At 69.1% G+C, this 15435-nt stretch carries 17 protein-coding genes and 1 pseudogene; 11 read left to right on the top strand and 7 right to left on the bottom strand.

Annotated elements, in window-relative coordinates:
• Positions 1-119: 119 nt before the first annotated feature.
• Positions 120-353 (bottom strand): DUF3618 domain-containing protein, encoded by a 234-nt coding sequence (locus AC5Y4S_RS08695; RefSeq protein WP_500032239.1) that lies wholly within the window; start codon positions 351-353, stop codon positions 120-122.
• Positions 340-750 (bottom strand): phage holin family protein, encoded by a 411-nt coding sequence (locus AC5Y4S_RS08690; protein ID WP_500032238.1) that lies wholly within the window; start codon positions 748-750, stop codon positions 340-342. Before AC5Y4S_RS08690 ends, AC5Y4S_RS08695 begins: the two co-directional genes overlap by 14 nt.
• A 135-nt stretch (positions 751-885) precedes the next feature.
• Between AC5Y4S_RS08690 and AC5Y4S_RS08685 the strand changes: the two genes are divergently transcribed.
• From AC5Y4S_RS08685 to holA, 3 genes are read left to right on the top strand one after another with little or no spacing between them, the layout of a single operon-like run.
• Positions 886-1749 carry a ComEA family DNA-binding protein gene (locus AC5Y4S_RS08685; RefSeq protein ID WP_500032237.1) on the top strand — a complete coding sequence of 288 codons (864 nt, stop codon included), beginning with the start codon at positions 886-888 and terminating at the stop codon, positions 1747-1749.
• Positions 1750-1784: 35 nt separating this feature from the next.
• Positions 1785-3311 carry a ComEC/Rec2 family competence protein gene (locus tag AC5Y4S_RS08680; RefSeq protein ID WP_500033271.1) on the top strand — a complete coding sequence of 509 codons (1527 nt, stop codon included), beginning with the start codon at positions 1785-1787 and terminating at the stop codon, positions 3309-3311.
• A gap of 44 nt (positions 3312-3355) precedes the next feature.
• A complete protein-coding gene (gene holA / locus AC5Y4S_RS08675) occupies positions 3356-4306 on the top strand; it encodes a DNA polymerase III subunit delta (RefSeq protein ID WP_500033270.1) in 951 nt (316 codons plus the stop codon).
• Positions 4307-4329: 23 nt separating this feature from the next.
• On the opposite strand, the gene rpsT is transcribed toward holA, so the two are convergent.
• Entirely contained in the window at positions 4330-4590 is a 261-nt protein-coding gene (rpsT, locus tag AC5Y4S_RS08670) for a 30S ribosomal protein S20 (protein ID WP_068107880.1), read from the bottom strand.
• A 145-nt stretch (positions 4591-4735) separates the two neighbouring features.
• On the opposite strand from rpsT, the gene AC5Y4S_RS08665 reads away from it, so the two are divergent.
• Genes AC5Y4S_RS08665 through AC5Y4S_RS08655 form a run of 3 tightly spaced genes read left to right on the top strand, consistent with a single transcriptional unit; the run spans position 4736 to position 8258 of the window.
• Positions 4736-6442: a circularly permuted type 2 ATP-grasp protein gene (locus AC5Y4S_RS08665; protein ID WP_500033269.1), complete on the top strand. Its 1707-nt coding sequence runs from the start codon at positions 4736-4738 to the stop codon at positions 6440-6442.
• On the top strand, positions 6442-7419 hold the full coding sequence (locus AC5Y4S_RS08660) for an alpha-E domain-containing protein (protein WP_068177226.1): 978 nt from the start codon (positions 6442-6444) through the stop codon (positions 7417-7419). Before AC5Y4S_RS08665 ends, AC5Y4S_RS08660 begins: the two co-directional genes overlap by 1 nt.
• Positions 7419-8258, top strand: coding sequence for a transglutaminase family protein (locus tag AC5Y4S_RS08655; RefSeq protein ID WP_500032236.1), 840 nt, complete (start codon positions 7419-7421; stop codon positions 8256-8258). The genes AC5Y4S_RS08660 and AC5Y4S_RS08655 overlap by 1 nt, the downstream gene beginning before the upstream one ends.
• On the opposite strand, the gene AC5Y4S_RS08650 is transcribed toward AC5Y4S_RS08655, so the two are convergent.
• Together AC5Y4S_RS08650 and AC5Y4S_RS08645 are read right to left on the bottom strand one after the other, a co-directional pair.
• Positions 8255-8368, bottom strand: coding sequence for a PE domain-containing protein (locus AC5Y4S_RS08650; RefSeq protein WP_500032235.1), 114 nt, complete (start codon positions 8366-8368; stop codon positions 8255-8257). The genes AC5Y4S_RS08655 and AC5Y4S_RS08650 overlap by 4 nt on opposite strands.
• A gap of 58 nt (positions 8369-8426) precedes the next feature.
• On the bottom strand, positions 8427-8921 hold the full coding sequence (locus AC5Y4S_RS08645) for a MarR family winged helix-turn-helix transcriptional regulator (RefSeq protein WP_500032234.1): 495 nt from the start codon (positions 8919-8921) through the stop codon (positions 8427-8429).
• A gap of 87 nt (positions 8922-9008) precedes the next feature.
• Between AC5Y4S_RS08645 and AC5Y4S_RS08640 the strand changes: the two genes are divergently transcribed.
• The gene (locus AC5Y4S_RS08640) at positions 9009-9734 is read left to right on the top strand and encodes a hypothetical protein (RefSeq protein WP_500032233.1); all 726 of its coding nucleotides are present in this window, start codon (positions 9009-9011) and stop codon (positions 9732-9734) included.
• Here the strand turns inward: AC5Y4S_RS08640 and AC5Y4S_RS08635 are convergent.
• Positions 9718-10560, bottom strand: a complete 843-nt coding sequence (locus AC5Y4S_RS08635; RefSeq protein ID WP_500032232.1) for a ribonuclease Z — start codon at positions 10558-10560, stop codon at positions 9718-9720. The genes AC5Y4S_RS08640 and AC5Y4S_RS08635 overlap by 17 nt on opposite strands.
• Positions 10561-10731: 171 nt before the next feature.
• Here AC5Y4S_RS08635 and AC5Y4S_RS08630 point away from each other — a divergent pair, with 171 nt between their 5' ends.
• Complete coding sequence (locus AC5Y4S_RS08630; protein ID WP_068128117.1) at positions 10732-11160, top strand: CBS domain-containing protein; 429 nt, start codon at positions 10732-10734, stop codon at positions 11158-11160.
• Between the two features lie 25 nt (positions 11161-11185).
• Here AC5Y4S_RS08630 and AC5Y4S_RS08625 read toward each other — a convergent pair whose 3' ends face one another.
• Complete coding sequence (locus tag AC5Y4S_RS08625) at positions 11186-11764, bottom strand: type II toxin-antitoxin system PemK/MazF family toxin (protein ID WP_500032231.1); 579 nt, start codon at positions 11762-11764, stop codon at positions 11186-11188.
• On the opposite strand from AC5Y4S_RS08625, the pseudogene lepA reads away from it, so the two are divergent.
• From lepA to AC5Y4S_RS08610, 3 genes and pseudogenes are all read left to right on the top strand, one after another.
• A pseudogene (lepA, locus tag AC5Y4S_RS08620) lies at positions 11746-13741 on the top strand (translation elongation factor 4). The gene AC5Y4S_RS08625 and the pseudogene lepA sit on opposite strands and share 19 nt — an antisense overlap.
• Before the next feature lie 2 nt (positions 13742-13743).
• Positions 13744-14511: a sensor domain-containing protein gene (locus AC5Y4S_RS08615; RefSeq protein ID WP_500032230.1), complete on the top strand. Its 768-nt coding sequence runs from the start codon at positions 13744-13746 to the stop codon at positions 14509-14511.
• 189 nt (positions 14512-14700) lie between these two features.
• Positions 14701-15435 (top strand): sensor domain-containing protein, encoded by a 735-nt coding sequence (locus AC5Y4S_RS08610; protein ID WP_500032229.1) that lies wholly within the window; start codon positions 14701-14703, stop codon positions 15433-15435.

Raw genomic sequence — 15435 nt, 5'->3', positions numbered from 1 at the left:
GCGACCACCGGATGGTGAACCCTCAGCGTCACACCGGCAGTCTCGTCCTGCACGTTAGGCGCACAACGCCGTTCAACGTTAATCGGGGGCACGGGCGCCGCCCCGTCACCGCCGGGCGTTCATCGCCGGCGTCGCCACCAGGCCAAGCCGACGATCGTGGCCACGCCGAGGACGGCCGCTATCGCCAGGCGTGGCGCAGCGGACCGGATCCTATCGGCCTTGCCGGCGATCGCTTCGACGGTGGCGCCGAGTTGCTCGCGTGTCTGCTCGATGTCGGCCTGCAGTTCGTGGATGCTGGCGTCGGGCTCAACCGGTGGAGTTCCGGGACCCCGCGGCCGTTCAGCTCCGCTCATGGCGGGCGTCTTTCACTTTCTGGACGTCTTTCTTGATGTTGGCGACGGTGAAGGGTGCCGCCGGTGTGACGTCTTCGGCTTGGTGCTTACTGAGCAGCGCCGCGACCCCGGCCGCGGCGAACAGTGCCGCGCCGACAATCAGGGCGGCTGCCCACACCGGCACTGCCAGCGCCACCGCGGCAATGCCCGCCGCGATCAGGCTGGCCAGGCCCGCTAATGCAAGTATTCCGGCCGCGCCGAACAGTCCCGCGCCAATGCCCGCACGTTTCGCCGATTGTTCGATTTCCTTCTGTGCCAACTGCATTTCGTCGCGAACCAGCCGTGACAGCTGCGACGAAAGCTGACTCATCAGCTCGCCGATCGAGGCGTCCGACGTCGGCTTTGCCTCCGGGTTCATACGCGGCTGGCTACCCCCGCATGCGCAGGCCAAACCCGGCATCCTCTTTTGCACAGCCTCGGATTCGTCCACACTCCGGCGTCGCGACGCCGTCGCGCAGGGCGTCGTGGCGCTCGGCGCACCTACGGTCGGCCCATGCCAACAGAACTGCCCGCCGAGCGGCTACAGCGACGCCTCGGCGCCGACCCCGACACCGATGCGGCCGACGAGTCGGACTCCGAGGAACAGTCCCCGGACTCGGGCGAATCAGAGGACCCGAACTCGCTGTTGCCGCGCTGGCTTCCCGACGCCGCCGATCACCGGGGTTGGGTGGCGAAGATGCGCGCCGACCCGGGCCGCGCCGGCGCCATCGCCTTGGCGGTGGTGACCGCCCTCGCGGTGCTGGTGACGGTGTTCACCCTGGTGCGCGACCGGCCTGCGCCGGTGATGTCGGCCAAGCTGCCGCCGGTGGAGAAGGCCGCGACCGCAAGCCCCAGGTCGTCGGCGAGCCCGGGTGCCGGGCCGCCTGCATCCGACCGGCCGGTGGTGGTCAGCGTGGTCGGGCTGGTGCACACCCCCGGGCTGGTCACCCTGGCGCCCGGCGCCCGCATCGCCGACGCCCTGCAGGCCGCCGGGGGGCCGGTGAACGGCGCCGACACCATCGGGTTGAACATGGCTCGGCCGGTCGGCGACGGCGAGCAGATCGTGGTCGGGCTCGCTCCCGTCGCGGGTCAGCGCACGGCGCTTGGCAGCTCGGTGTCCGCCGGGACGTCGGCGGCATCCGGGACGCCGGGACCGGTCTCGGGGACGGTCAAGCCGAAGCCCGGTGAGGCGCTCGACCTGAATACCGCGACCCAGGAGCAGCTGGACGCGCTGCCCGGGGTCGGGCCGGTCACCGCCGCGGCCATCGTCGCGTGGCGGCAGGCGAACGGGAAATTCACCAGCGTCGACCAGCTCGCCGACGTCGACGGCATCGGCCCGGCGCGGCTGGAGAAACTGCGCCCACTGGTCCGTGTCTGACCGCAGTGCGCGACCCGGCGTCCGCACACGTCGATGTGCGGCTGGTCCCGGCCGCGCTGACCGGCTGGCTGGTCACCGCGGCCGGTATCTGCTGGCCGGTCGGACGGGTGGTCGCTTCGTGTTGTGTCGTGCTGCTCGGCGTGGGTGCGGCGCTGGCTTGCCACGCGGCGCTCGGGCCGGCCCGGGCCCCCCTGTTGCGGACGGTCGGCGCCGGCCTGGGGGCGGTCGGCGTGGTGGGCGCGGGGTTCGGGCTGGCGATCGCGCTGCGCAGCGACGCGGTCGCTCACCACCCGATCACCGCGGCGTTCGGCACGGCCGTCCCGGTGACGGTCAGCCCGACCGAGAGCCCGTTGCCCCTCGGCCCGGGCCGACTGATGTTTCGCGCCACCCTGCAGCGCCTGCGCGACGACAGGATGTCCGGTCGAGTGGTGGTCTTCGCCCGGGCGTCGGACTTCGGTGACCTCACCGTGGGCCGGCCAGTGCGGTTCACCGCGCGGATCAGCCGTCCGGGCCGCCATGACCTGACCGTCGCGGTGCTCAACGCGTCGGGCCGTCCGACCATGGGCACCGCCGGGGTGGTGCAGCGCGCCGCCCACGCCGTGCGCGGCCGGTTCGCCGCCGCCGCCCGCGAGACCCTGACAGTGGACCAGGCCGCGATGCTGCCCGCCCTGGTTCTCGGCGATACCTCGGCCGTCACCGGCCAGACCAGCCGCGACTTTCGGGCGGCCGGCATGACGCACCTGACCGCGGTGTCGGGGGCCAACGTCACGATCGTGTGCGGGGCGGTGCTGTTCTCGGCCCGGTTGATCGGGCCGCGCGCCGCCGTCGCCCTCGCCGCGATGGCGCTGGTGGCGTTCGTCATCGTGGTGCAGCCGACGGCAAGCGTGCTGCGGGCCGCCGTGATGGCCGCCATCGCGCTGACGGGGGTGCTGTCGTCGCGTCGGCGGCAGGCGATTCCGGCCCTGTCCGCCGCGGTGCTGATCCTGCTGGCGGTCGCCCCGCACCTCGCCGTCGACGTGGGCTTTGCGCTGTCGGTGCTGGCGACGGCCGCGCTGATTCTGATCGCGCCGGTGTGGTCGCGGCGCCTGGTCGGCAGGGGCTGGCCCAAGCCGCTGGCGGATGCGCTCGCCGTCGCCTGCGCCGCACACGTGGTGACCGCCCCGCTGGTCGCCGGCATCTCGGGCCGCGTCAGCCTGGTCGCCGTGGCCGCCAACCTCGCGGTCGCGCCGGTGATCGCGCCGATCACCGTGCTGGGCAGCGCGGCGGCCCTGCTGTGTGTCGCGTGGCCTGCCGGCGCGCAGCTGTTGATCCGTTTCACCGGCCCCGAACTGTGGTGGGTCGTGAACGTGGCGAGGTGGTCGGCCGGCGTGCCCGCGGCGACGCTGCCGGTTCCGGCCGGTGCGCCCGGTGTGGTGCTGGTCGCCTCGGCCACGGTAGCGGTGGTTCTGGTGGGCAGGCTGGTGTGGCGCTGGCGCTGGTGTCGCCGGGCGCTCGGATGGGCCGGGGGAGCGGCGGCCGTGTGCGCGCTGGCCTGGTCGCTGTCGGGAGCGCTCGCCGGTTAGTCGGTGGCCCGTGACACCATCGGGGGGTGAGCGAGGTTGCGCACCTGCACCTGGTGCTGGGGGACGAGGAGCTGCTGGTCGAGCGGGCCGTGGCCGACGTGCTGCGGTCGGCGCGCGAGCGCGCCGGCACCGACGACGTCCCGGTGAGCCGGATGCGGGCCGGCGACGTCGGCACGTACGAGCTCGCCGAGCTGCTCAGCCCGTCGCTGTTCGCCGACGAGCGCATCGTGGTGCTGGAGGCGGCCGCCGAAGCCGGCAAGGACGCGGCCACGGTCATCGCCGCGGCGGCCGCCGACGTGCCGGCCGGCACGGTGCTGGTGGTGGTGCACTCGGGCGGCGGGCGCGCCAAGGCGCTCGCCACCGAGCTGCAGTCGCTGGGCGCCGAGGTGCATCCCTGCGCGCGGATCGCCAAGCTCAGCGAACGCGTCGACTTCATCCGCAAGGAATTCCGCGCGCTGCGGGTCAAGGTCGACGAGGAGACGGTGACGGCGCTGCTCGACGCCGTCGGGTCCGACGTGCGCGAGCTGGCCGCCGCGTGCTCGCAACTGGTCGCCGACACCGCCGGTCACGTCGATGCCGCCGCGGTGCGCCGCTATCACAGCGGGAAGGCGGAGGTGAAGGGCTTCGACATCGCCGACAAGGCGGTGGCGGGCGACGTCGCCGGGGCCACCGAGGCGCTGCGGTGGGCGATGATGCGCGGCGAGCCGCTGGTGGTGCTGGCCGACGCGCTGGCAGAGGCCGTGCACACCATCGGCCGGGTGGGACCGCTATCCGGCGACCCGTACCGCCTGGCGTCGCAGCTGGGCATGCCGCCCTGGCGTGTGCAGAAGGCCCAGAAGCAGGCCCGGCGCTGGACGCGCGAAACGGTTGCGGTCGCGATGAAAGTCGTGGCGGAGCTCAACGCCAACGTGAAGGGGGCCGTCGCCGACGCGGACTACGCGCTGGAATCGGCGGTGCGGCAGGTTGCCGAATTGGTGGCCGACCGGGGCCGCTGACAGGCCCTGAGAAGCTGGGGTGCTCAGATCTTGTTGAGCGCCCGCGCCAGAGCCGACTTCTTGTTCGCGGCCTGGTTCTTGTGGATCACGCCCTTGCTGGCCGCTTTGTCCAGCTTGCGGTTGGTCGAGACCAGCAACTCCGCGGCCTTCTCTTTGTCGCCGCCCTCGGCGGCCTCCCGGAACGCGCGGACGGCGGTACGCAGCGAGGACTTCACCGACTTGTTGCGCAGCCGGGCGCGCTCGTTGGTCTTGATGCGCTTCTGCTGCGACTTGATGTTGGCCACGCGTGAGTTCCTTCTTCGAATCGGTGATTGCGGTGCTTCTCGGGGGGCGCCCCACACCCAATAGCGACTGCCCAGGTTAGCAGTCGGTTACGTTTTTTCCCAAAAGGGGAACCCGTGGCCTGCCACAACGCCGATGTGAGGCACCATCTCTAAAGTGAGTCTTCCGAGCCAGCTTGAGGACACCAGGCGGGGATCGCGCGGCGCCGCAGCGCGGCCGGATGCGCGCTCCGAACGCATCTTCCGCGGCTACACCGAGTCGGACTCGTACGCCAGCGTTTACTCCAAGGCCTTCGACGAGATGTTCGACGCCCAGGGCACGGTCCGCGGCCCGTACAAGGGCATCTACGCCGAGCTGGCGCCGTCCGACGCGTCCGAGCTGAAGGCCCGCGCCGAGGCGCTGGGCCGCGCGTTCATCGACCAGGGCATCACGTTCTCGTTGTCGGGCCAGGAGCGGCCGTTCCCGCTCGACCTGGTGCCGCGCGTCATCTCGGCGGCCGAGTGGAGCCGGTTGGAGCGCGGCATCACCCAGCGGGTCAAGGCGCTCGAGATGTACCTCGATGACATCTATGGCGACCAGGAAATCCTGAACGACGACATCATTCCGCGCCGCCTGATCACCTCCTGCGAGCACTTTCACCGGGAGGCCTTCGGCATCGTCCCGCCCAACGGGGTGCGGATCCACGTCGCCGGCATCGACCTGATCCGCGACGAGAAGGGCAACTTCCGCGTCCTGGAGGACAACCTGCGCTCACCCTCGGGGGTGTCGTACGTGATGGAGAACCGGCGCACCATGGCGCGGGTCTTCCCCAACCTATTCGCCACCCACCGCGTGCGCGCGGTCGACGACTACGCCTCTCACCTGCTGCGCGCGCTGCGCAATTCCGCGGCCACCAACGAGGCCGATCCCACCGTCGTCGTCCTGACCCCCGGCGTGGCGAACTCGGCCTACTTCGAGCATTCGCTGCTGGCCCGCCAGATGGGCGTCGAGCTCGTCGAAGGCCGCGACCTGTTCTGCCGCGACAACCAGGTGTACATGCGCACCACCGAGGGCGAGCGCCAGGTCGACGTCATCTACCGGCGCATCGACGACACGTTCCTGGACCCGCTGCAGTTCCGCGCCGACTCGGTGCTCGGGGTGGCCGGCCTGGTCAACGCCGCCCGCGCCGGCAACGTCGTCATCTCCAGCGCGATCGGCAACGGCGTGGGCGACGACAAGCTCGTCTACACCTACGTGCCGACCATGATCGAGTACTACCTCGGCGAGAAGCCCCTACTGGCGAACGTCGAGACGTACCGATGCTGGCTGGACGACGAGCGCGAAGAGGTCCTCGACCGCATCGACGAATTGGTGCTCAAGCCGGTCGAAGGGTCCGGCGGTTACGGGATCGTGTTCGGCCCGGAAGCGTCCGACAAAGAGTTGGCCGCCGTCGCCAAGAAGATCCGCGACGACCCGCGCAGCTGGATCGCCCAGCCGATGATGGAGCTGTCGACCGTGCCGACGCAGGTCGGCAGCGCGCTGGCGCCCCGCTACGTCGACCTGCGGCCGTTCGCAGTCAACGACGGCGACGACGTGTGGGTGCTGCCGGGCGGATTGACCCGGGTGGCCCTGGTCGAGGGCTCGCGGGTGGTCAACTCCAGCCAGGGCGGCGGCTCCAAGGACACCTGGGTGTTGGCGCCGCGCGCCGCGGCCGGCGCCCGGGAGCTGGGCGCCGCGGAGGTGGTGCGGTCACTGCCGAGGTCCATCCCGGACCCGGTGCTCGACGGTTCACCACGGCTGTCGCAGCACCAAGCGCAGCCCAGCGGGGCGCCGGACGAGCAGCCCCAGCAGCAGCAACAGCAGAGGATGCGCTGATGCTGGCCCGCAACGCCGAGGCGCTCTACTGGATCGGTCGCTACGTCGAGCGCGCCGACGACACCGCACGAATCCTGGACGTCGCGCTGCACCAGCTGCTCGAGGACTCCAGCGTCGACCCGGACCAGGCATCCCGGCTGCTGCTGCGGGTCCTCGGCATCGACCCACCGGATCACGACCTGGACGTGTGGTCGCTTACCGACCTGGTGGCCTTCAGCACCAACGCGTCGGGCGGCTGTTCGATCGTCGACGCCATCACCGCGGCGCGGGAGAACGCGAAGTCGGCCCGCGAGGTGACGTCCAGCGAGATCTGGGAGTGCCTCAACACCACCTACCACGCCCTGGCCGAACGCGAGCGCGCCGCGAAACGCCTTGGGCCACATGAATTCCTGGCGTTCATCGAGGGCCGCGCGGCGATGTTCGCCGGGCTGGCCGACTCGACGCTGTCGCGCGACGACGGATACCGGTTCATGTTGCTGGGCCGCGCGATCGAGCGGGTCGACATGACGGTGCGGCTGCTGCTGTCGCGGGTCGGCGACAGCGCATCGTCGCCGGCGTGGGTGACCCTGCTGCGTTCTGCGGGCGCACACGACACCTACCTGCGGACCTACCGGGGGGTGTTGGACGCGGGCCGGGTGGTCCAATTCATGTTGCTGGACCGTCTCTTTCCGCGCTCGGTGTTCTACTCCTTGAGGCTGGCCGAGGACAACCTTGACGAGCTGGTGCACAGCCCGCAGAGCCGGATCGGGGCCACCGCCGAAGCGCAGCGGTTGCTCGGGAAGGCCCGCAGCGAACTGGAATTCGTCCAACCGGGCGTGTTGCTCGAGTCGCTGGACAGCCGCTTGGCGGGCCTGCAGCGAACCTGTCGGGATGTCGGAGAAGCGTTGTCGCTGCAGTACTTCCACGTGACTCCCTGGGTTGCGTGGTCGGACGCGGGCCAGGGCGCCCGACTGGTCGGCAGGCAGGGCGAAAACTGATGTGGCGGCTGCGCGTCGTGCACACCACCGGCTACGCCTACCAGTCGCCGGTGACGGCCTCCTATAACGAAGCTCGCCTGACCCCGCGATCGGACACCAGGCAAAACGTCATCCTCAATCGCGTCGAAACCATCCCGGCGACAAGGTCGCACCGCTACATCGACTATTGGGGCACCGCCGTCACCGCGTTCGACCTGCACGCGCCGCACACCGATCTCACGGTGACCTCGTCGTCGGTCGTCGAGACCGAACGGGGGGAGCCGGCGGTGGCCGAGGTCAGCTGGAACGACCTGCGGTCCGAGGCCGTGATCGATCGTTTCGACGAATTGCTGCGGCCCACCGCGCACACCCCGACCGGCAAGCGCGTCGCGTCGGTGGCCAAGAAGATCGCCAAGTCCTATGACCCCGCCGAGGCCGTCGTCGTGGCGGGCAAGTGGGTGCGCGGCGAGCTGGATTATCTGCCGGGGACCACCGGGGTGCACTCCTCCGGGCTGGACGCGCTGAACGAGGGCAAGGGCGTCTGCCAGGACTTCGTGCACCTGTCGCTGATGTTGTTGCGCGCCATGGGAATTCCGGGACGCTACGTGTCCGGGTATCTGCACCCGAAGCGGAACGCCGTCGTGGGCGACACCGTCGACGGGCGAAGCCACGCGTGGATTCAGGCCTGGACCGGCGGCTGGTGGAGCTTCGACCCCACCAACGACAGCGAGATCACCGAGCAGTACGTCAGCGTCGGCGCCGGGCGCGACTACACCGACGTCGCTCCGCTTAAGGGCATCTATTCCGGGGAAGGCGCGACCGATCTCGACGTGATCGTCGAGGTCACCCGGCTGGCCTAGCCCGACGCGGCCGCCGCGAGCGCGTTGGCTTGCCTGATCGCCGAACCGACGCCGGCCATATCGGCCGCGCCCTCCAGCATTGCTTGCGGCCCTGCGACTACAAACGACATCCGGCACCTCGCGCCTTGGTGGATGTACTGCCGAAGCGGATCCTATCGCTATCCGGGGTTAACCGGCTGGGTTTGCCGGTCGACCGATCGACTTGTAGCCGGGGTGGACATGGGGCGCCAGCCCTTGCTGCCGTGCCACCGCCGCGAGCAGCTCCCGCAGGGTGCCGTATTGCTCCGCGTCAAGCGTGGCGGCGAACCGGAGCTCGTGCTGGCGTGCGAGCTCGGAGAGCTTGCGCATCAACCTTTTTCCCGCGGCGGTGAGGTAAAGGGCGTGCAACCGGCGATCGTCGGGGTTGCGCCGCCGCTCGACGTAGCCGCGTTCCTCCAGTTCGTCGACGTAGACGACCACCCGGCTGGGCAGCATGCCCAACTGGGCGCTGAGGGCCTGCTGGCTGCGACCGGGTTCTGTGGCGATTGCGCGCAGGATTCCCGCGTGCGGCGGCGTCAACTCGAGGGTGGCCACCTGTTCGGCGAACAGTGTCGCGGCGTGATGGCCGAGCTGAGCCAACAGGAAGGCCACGCCGTCGGGACGGTCGCCGGGAACTGATGCCACCGGGCCATCATAGCGTTCACGAATGATTCGTTCTGTGAATCATTCACGGGCTTGTGGAGTAGCTGAACCCGACATATCGTTCATCGCATGAACGATTCACGAGCAGATGGAAATCGGCCGGTCGCCGGCCCCCGGCGGCAGGGCGGACCGCCGCTGGTGTTGCTTGCCGTCGTGAGTGTCGGATTGCTGTTCGGCGGCCTCGCGATCGGGGTCGCGCTGGGCGGCGTGATGCCGTTGCCCTACGGCCCGGCGGCCGCGGTCATCGCGTACGTCCGCGGCCAGCCGCTCGCGGTGCAAGTGATCGCCACCGCGGTGTTCGCGTCGTCGGTGCCGTTGGCGATCTACGCGGCGACGGCCAGCGCCCGGTTGCGGCAACTCGGCGTCACCGCCCCCGGCGCGACGATCGCCCTCGTCGGCGGGACGCTGGCCGCGGGTGCCCTGGGCCTGGCCGGGTTGCTGGGCTGGACGCTGTCGCGGCCGGACGTCAGCGCCGACGCCGCGCTGGTTCGCGCCGCCTACTTCCTGGTGTTCCTGGTCGGCGGCCCGGGCCACATCGTGGCGCTGGGGCTGCTGGTGGCGGGCATGGCGGTGCCCAGCCTCGTCTTGGGGTTGACGCCGCGCCCGGTGGCGTGGACCGGCCTGGCGATCGCCGCCCTGGCCGAAGCGGCGACGTTGGTCCTGGTGTGGCCTGAACTCGGGGTGATCCTGCCGATCGCGCGGGTCTCGGCGCTGGCCTGGCTGATAGTGGAGGGCGTCCTGCTTCCTTTGCGCCGCAACGATATTCGCCGGACGGCGGCTACGAGCGCGGGTTGACCTCGACTCGATGCAGGTCGTCGCCGAGTTCGATGCGGCCGCCGAATTTGGTGGCGGCCAGCGCGCGCCACTGTTCCTCTTGCCCGGGCACCAGCGCCGGCACGTAGTGCGTCATCACCAGGGTGCCCACGCCCGTGCGGTCGGCGGTCGTCGCCGCCTCCTCCACCGACGAGTGGTAATCGCAGATGTCCTGAAGCCGCTGCTGTGGGATGTTGGCGACGATGTCCTTGCGGATCACGGTGTGCACCAATGCGTTTGCGCCGCTTGCCAGTTCGTCCAGGCCCGCGCATGGGACCGTGTCTCCCGCCAGCACCACCGAGGTCGCGCCGGATTCGATGCGGAACCCGATGGTCGGTGCCACCGGTCGGTGGTCGGTGGGCGCGACCCGGATCGACACCCCGTCGCGGTCCCACACCGGTCCTTCGGTGCATTCGTGAACCTCGACCGCCGGTGGCGCGTTCAGGTCGGCGTGATGGGCGATGCGGTAACCGATGTCGTGGCCGAATGCCTTCAGCGTCGCCTCCACGGTCTCGGCGGTGCCGGGCGGCCCGATGATCGGCAGCGGCGTGGGCTCGGGCGCGAAGGTGGAGACCCACCGGGTGATTAGGAGGTCGCCGAGATCGCCGATGTGGTCGCTGTGCAGGTGGGTCAGCAGCAGCGCCGACAACCCGGCGGCGCCCACGCCGACCGCCGCCGCGCGCTGCAGCACCCCACGCCCGCAGTCGACCAGAAACACCTGCCCGCCGGCTCGCACCAGGGTCGACGGACCGGCGCGGTTGGGATCGGGGATGGGGCTTCCGGTGCCCAGCAGGGTGATCTCGATCATGCGTTCATCCTTGCAAGCCCGACGCATCCACAGCGGTATTTCGCCGTCGGGTTTGGGCCGGGAATCCGCGGGTATGGGAGCCCGCGGTTGCCGCTTTTCGTGTTGGCTTTCCCGCCGGGCGAGTTAGCCGTAGCCTGATGTGAAGCGGATCACAACCGGCTGGAGGCCCTGATGCGGATTGCTGACGTCTTGCGGAACAAGGGCGCGGCGGTGGTGACGATCAACCCCGACGCGACCGTCAAGGAGCTGCTCGCCGGCCTCGCCGAGCAAAACATCGGCGCCATGGTGGTGGTCGGCGACGAGGGCGTCGTCGGCATCGTCTCGGAGCGCGACGTCGTGCGCCAACTGCACACCCATGGCGCGAGCGTGCTGTCGCGGCCGGTCTCCAAGATCATGACCTCCACGGTTGCCACGTGCACGAAGTCCGACACCGTGGACTCGCTGAGTGTGCTGATGACCAAGAACCGGGTGCGCCACGTGCCGGTGCTGGACGGCAAGAAGCTGATCGGCATCGTCAGCATCGGTGACGTGGTGAAGACCCGGATGGAGGAGCTCGAGGCCGAGCACGAGCAGCTGCAGTCGTACATCACCCAGGGCTGATTGCCCGGCCGGCGAACTGCGGGCACTAACTCCAGGCGAAGTCCGCCCGCAGCCGGGCCGCGATGACGTCGAAGATTTCGCGGTCCAGGATCGCGCCCTCGCGGCGAATGCCCTCCTCGGGCACGTCGAGCACCCGGTCCAGGCGAACCCAGCTCTCCCGGCCCTCGTAATCCCAGGCGCCGGCCCCGATCCCGACCCAGTCGCGATCGCCGGCGTGGCGCTGCTGGCTGGAGACCATCAGCCCCAGCAGGACGCGGCGGTCACGGCCCACGACCAGGACCGGTCGATCCTTCCCCCGGGTGGGATCGTCCTCGTAGGCCACCCAGGTCCACACGATTTCGCCGGGATCGGCCCGGCCGTCGAGGTTCGGGGCGTAGACCAGCTTTCGCGCCCGTTGGGCGGTGGGGAAGCTGGTGCTCGTCACCGGCCGCCCCGTCGCGATCTCGGCCGGCGACTGTGGCGCGGCCGCGGCGATGACGTTCGCGGTGATCTTCACGGCGCGCTCGAGTTCGCGCGCAACGACCTGGGCGGTCTGCGCGTAGATCACCACATTTCGGGCGAAGCGCTGCAACGTCTTCCATTGGGATTTGCGGGGAGACGCCATATTCGCAGCATAACCACGGGCGGCCGGATGCGAATGTGTCCAAGTAGGTCCCGGCGACCCCGCACAGATACCCTGGACATACCGCTCAGGCGGCCTCGAGCAGGCCCAGACCAGGAGATTCCCATCAGCAGTTTCGCCGACAAAACCTTCACCCCGCCGGCGCAGATCAGGAATTTCTGCATCATCGCTCACATCGACCACGGCAAGTCGACGCTGGCGGACCGGATGCTTCAGCTCACCGGCGTCGTCGACGAGCGGTCGATGCGCGCCCAGTACCTCGACCGGATGGACATCGAGCGGGAGCGCGGGATCACCATCAAGGCGCAGAACGTGCGGCTGCCTTGGAAAATCGACGACACCGACTATGTCCTGCACCTGATCGACACCCCGGGCCACGTCGACTTCACCTACGAGGTGTCGCGCGCGCTGGAGGCCTGCGAGGGCGCGGTACTGCTGGTGGACGCCGCCCAGGGCATCGAGGCGCAGACGCTGGCCAACCTGTACCTGGCGCTGGACCGTGACCTGCACATCATCCCGGTGCTCAACAAGATCGACCTGCCGGCCGCCGACCCCGACCGCTACGCCGGCGAGATCGCCCACATCATCGGCTGCGAGCCCGAGGACGTGTTGCGGGTGTCCGGCAAGACCGGGGAGGGCGTCGCCGACCTGCTCGATCACGTCGTGCGTGAGGTCCCGCCGCCCGAGGGTGACGCCGACGCGCCCACCCGCGCGATGATCTTCGACTCCGTCTACGACATCTACCGCGGCGTGGTCACCTACGTGCGCGTGGTGGACGGCAAGATCACCCCGCGCGAACGCATCGCGATGATGTCCACCGGCGCCACCCACGAACTGCTCGAGGTCGGCATCGTCTCGCCCGAACCCAAGCCCAGCGGCGGCCTGGGGGTGGGGGAGGTGGGTTACCTGATCACGGGAGTGAAGGACGTCCGGCAGTCCAAGGTCGGCGACACGGTGACGACAGCCCGCCACGGCGCCACCGAGGCGCTGACGGGCTATCGCGAACCCAAGCCGATGGTCTATTCGGGGCTGTATCCCGTCGACGGCTCGGACTACCCGGATCTGCGCGACGCGCTGGACCGCCTGCAGCTCAACGACGCCGCCCTGACCTATGAGCCGGAGACGTCGGTCGCGCTGGGCTTCGGTTTCCGCTGCGGCTTCCTCGGTCTGCTGCACATGGAGATCACCCGCGAGCGCCTGGAGCGCGAGTTCGACCTGGACCTGATCTCGACGTCGCCGAACGTCGTCTACCGGGTCGTCAAAGAGGCCAAGGGCGACGAGGTCGCTGAAATCCGGGTGACCAACCCGTCGGACTGGCCGGAGGGAAAGATCCGCATCGTCTACGAACCCGTCGTGAAGACCACCATCATCGCCCCCAGCGAGTTCATCGGCACCATCATGGAGCTGTGCCAGTCCCGGCGCGGTGAACTGGGCGGCATGGATTACCTGTCGCCCGAGCGGGTGGAATTGCGCTACACCATGCCGCTCGGCGAGATCATCTTCGACTTCTTCGATTCCCTGAAGTCACGCACCCGCGGCTATGCCAGCCTCGACTACGAGGAGGCGGGCGAGCAGGAGGCCGAGTTGGTCAAGGTCGACATCCTGCTGCAGGGCGAGGCCGTCGACGCGTTCAGCGCGATCGTGCACAAGGATTCGGCGTACGCCTACGGCAACAAGATGACCACCAAGCTCAAGGAGCTGATCCCGCGCCAGCAGTTCGAGGTGCCGGTGCAGGCGGCGATCGGATCGAAAATCATTGCCCGCGAGAACATTCGGGCGATCCGCAAGGACGTGCTGTCCAAATGCTACGGCGGCGACATCACCCGCAAACGCAAACTTCTGGAAAAGCAGAAGGAAGGCAAGAAGCGGATGAAGACGATCGGCCGGGTCGAGGTGCCGCAGGAGGCGTTCGTCGCCGCGCTGTCCACCGACGCCGCCGGGGACAAGGGTAAGAAGTAGCCGTGCGAATCCTCGGGCCGGCGACGGCGTTGATGTTGGTCGCCGCGGTGGCGGCCGGATGCGGCGGCGTTGTGGATGGCACGGCGAAACCGGCGCCCAACCTGAAGCCACGCCCGCTCACCGGCGACACCGTCCGCCGGGTGTTGCTCGACGGCGACGTTTTGTCGCGGATGCTCAACCAGCCCTTCGCCACCCGCAAGCCGGCCGAGTTCGGCGGACCCGACGTGCTGAGCCAAAAGGACGAAACCGTCTCGCCGGCCAATTGCCTGGGCGTGACGGCGATGCTGCAGAAAAGCGTCTACCAGTCCGCGGACGTCAAAGACGTTGCGGCGCAGTCGTGGTGGAACAACGGCGATCCGGCGCAGGTGATCAGCGTCATCGAGGGCGTCGTCGCCCTGCCGTCGGCCGCGCAGGCCCAGGCGCTGTTCGCGCAGTTCTCGCAGCAGTGGCAGCAGTGCAACGGCACCACGACGACGGAGCAGAACGGCCCGATCAGCACGACGATCGTCATCGGCGACGTCCGCGTACCGGACGCCTCCAAAAACATTGTCGCGGCGACGAATACCGCGACGTCGGTGCTGCCCAACATGCCGCCCCTGCGGCCCACGCCACAGGCACGGGCCATCGGGGTCCAGTTGAACTGCCTCGTCGAGGTGGAGGTCGTTTTCTTCGGCGACCGGCGCCCGTCCGACCCGGGATCGGGCAACCTGGACACCAGCGGCATCGACGTCGCGCGCGCGATGATGGACAAGGTCAGCGCCCTGAGCTGACACTGCGCCTTACCGCGGCCTGAGACATTGCTGCCTTGCCGCTGAGGCTTCGGTGTGTCTTACTGCGCCCCAGACTTCCCAAAAGTAAACTTTCAGTGAACTAACAGGAGCCGAAAGATGAATGAAATGCGTATGAGAGGTAAATCACAGACACGATGTCTCACGCGTTTGCCACGGCGTTGGTGCAGCGTGGCCGCGCTGCTGCTCGTGATGTCGACCGCCGGCTGCACCGCGGTTGTCGACGGCACGGCGCGACCGGCGCCGGGCATCGCGCCGCGATCGCTGCACGGGCAAACCATCAAGCAGGTCCTGCTGGGTCATCGGGCTTTGGCGGGAATTCTCAACCAGTCCTTCAAGATTGATCCGCGCTTTCGGCCCCGGTTCGGTGGCCCCGACGCGTTATTGGACGACGGGTGGCTCTCACCCGGCGACTGCCTGGGCGTGGCGTCGATGCTGCAGCGAGTCGTCTATCAATCCAGCCAGGTGCGTCACGTCGCGGTTCAGACCTGGCGGCACGCCCCGAAGTCCGTGGAGGTGACCAGCGTCAAGGAGGGCGTGGTCAGCTTGCCCAGCCCCGCCGAGGCCCGGGCGCTGTTCGAGAAATTCTCCCAACAGTGGCAAAAATGCGATGGCACGACGATGCCCTTGTCGGGCACGGTGTTCAAGCTCAAGGCCGCGGTTACCAACGTCGAGGCCACGAATCCCGTTGTTTCGGCGACCATTTCGATGGGGTTCGCATCGCGCGGCTTGGATTCGGCGTCCCTGCAGTCCGGGCGGGCCCTCGGCGTCCGCGGCAACTGCCTGGTCGAGGTCGAGGTCGCCTTCTTCGGTGATACGCAGCCGTCGGATCCCGGCGCCGATCCTCAGGCCAGTGCCGCCGACGTCGCGCAGGCCATCTTGGACAAGGTCGGCGCGCTAAGCTGA

It is taken from the genome of Mycobacterium sp. NGS64 (genome assembly GCF_059812245.1).
This window is presented reverse-complemented; position numbering and strand designations above follow the sequence as displayed.

Bases quoted from the DNA above. Each gene is read 5' to 3' on its own strand.
- AC5Y4S_RS08655 (WP_500032236.1), top strand. From the start codon at position 7,419: ATGTGGCGGCTGCGCGTCGTGCACACCACCGGCTACGCCTACCAGTCG.
- AC5Y4S_RS08635 (WP_500032232.1), bottom strand. From the start codon at position 10,560: ATGATCGAGATCACCCTGCTGGGCACCGGAAGCCCCATCCCCGATCCC.
- AC5Y4S_RS08685 (WP_500032237.1), top strand. From the start codon at position 886: ATGCCAACAGAACTGCCCGCCGAGCGGCTACAGCGACGCCTCGGCGCC.
- AC5Y4S_RS08695 (WP_500032239.1), bottom strand. From the start codon at position 353: ATGAGCGGAGCTGAACGGCCGCGGGGTCCCGGAACTCCACCGGTTGAG.
- AC5Y4S_RS08625 (WP_500032231.1), bottom strand. From the start codon at position 11,764: ATGGCGTCTCCCCGCAAATCCCAATGGAAGACGTTGCAGCGCTTCGCC.
- AC5Y4S_RS08630 (WP_068128117.1), top strand. From the start codon at position 10,732: ATGCGGATTGCTGACGTCTTGCGGAACAAGGGCGCGGCGGTGGTGACG.
- AC5Y4S_RS08660 (WP_068177226.1), top strand. From the start codon at position 6,442: ATGCTGGCCCGCAACGCCGAGGCGCTCTACTGGATCGGTCGCTACGTC.
- AC5Y4S_RS08690 (WP_500032238.1), bottom strand. From the start codon at position 750: ATGAACCCGGAGGCAAAGCCGACGTCGGACGCCTCGATCGGCGAGCTG.
- AC5Y4S_RS08640 (WP_500032233.1), top strand. From the start codon at position 9,009: ATGAACGATTCACGAGCAGATGGAAATCGGCCGGTCGCCGGCCCCCGG.
- AC5Y4S_RS08650 (WP_500032235.1), bottom strand. From the start codon at position 8,368: ATGTCGTTTGTAGTCGCAGGGCCGCAAGCAATGCTGGAGGGCGCGGCC.